Origin of the sequence: Streptomyces sp. WM6378, assembly GCF_001279695.1 — a bacterium.
In the GTDB taxonomy this organism is placed as follows: Bacteria; Actinomycetota; Actinomycetes; order Streptomycetales; family Streptomycetaceae; genus Streptomyces.
Map to the genome: position 1 here is coordinate 1 of NZ_LGDD01000147.1, position 954 is coordinate 954.

Here is a 954-nt window from a genome sequence, read left to right on the forward strand (position 1 = left end):
GAGGCGTTCCACATCGCTTCGACCGGCCGTCCGGGCCCGGTCCTGGTGGACATCGCCAAGGACGCGTTGCAGGCGCAGACCACGTTCTCGTGGCCGCCGCAGACCGACCTGCCGGGCTACCGGCCGGTCACCAAGCCGCACGCGAAGCAGATCCGCGAGGCCGCCAAGCTGATCGTGGCGGCCAAGCGCCCGGTCCTGTACGTCGGCGGCGGCGTCCTGAAGGCCGGTGCGACCGCCGAGCTGAAGGTCCTCGCGGAGCTCACCGGAGCGCCCGTCACCACCACCCTGATGGCGCTCGGCGCGTTCCCCGACAGCCACCCGCTGCACGTGGGAATGCCCGGCATGCACGGTGCGGTCACCGCCGTCACCGCTCTGCAGAAGTCGGACCTGCTCATCGCGCTGGGCACCCGCTTCGACGACCGCGTCACCGGCAAGCTGGACAGTTTCGCGCCGTTCGCCAAGGTCATCCACGCGGACATCGACCCGGCCGAGATCGGCAAGAACCGCGAGGTCGACGTCCCGATCGTGGGCGATGCCCGCGAGGTCATCGCCGATCTGGTCCAGGCCGTCCAGGCCGAGTACTCCGAGGGCCACAAGGGCGACTACACCGCCTGGTGGAAGGACCTCAACCGCTGGCGCGAGACGTACCCGCTGGGCTACGACGAGCCGAACGACGGCACGCTGTCCCCGCAGCGCGTGATCCAGCGCATCGGCGAGCTGGCGGATGCGGACACGATCTATGCGGCCGGTGTCGGCCAGCACCAGATGTGGGCCGCCCACTTCATCAACTACGAGCAACCTGCCACGTGGCTGAACTCGGGCGGTGCCGGAACGATGGGCTACGCGGTCCCGGCCGCCATGGGTGCCAAGGCCGGCCGGCCGGACCGCATGGTCTGGGCGATCGACGGTGACGGCTGCTTCCAGATGACCAATCAGGAACTGACCACCTGCGCG

At 69.7% G+C, this 954-nt stretch carries 1 protein-coding gene; it reads left to right on the forward strand.

Annotated features, from left to right (window positions below; genetic code table 11):
- Positions 1-954, forward strand: a 954-nt coding sequence (locus ADK54_RS14765; protein WP_234392071.1) for a thiamine pyrophosphate-dependent enzyme, incomplete at both ends; no start/stop codon positions are given.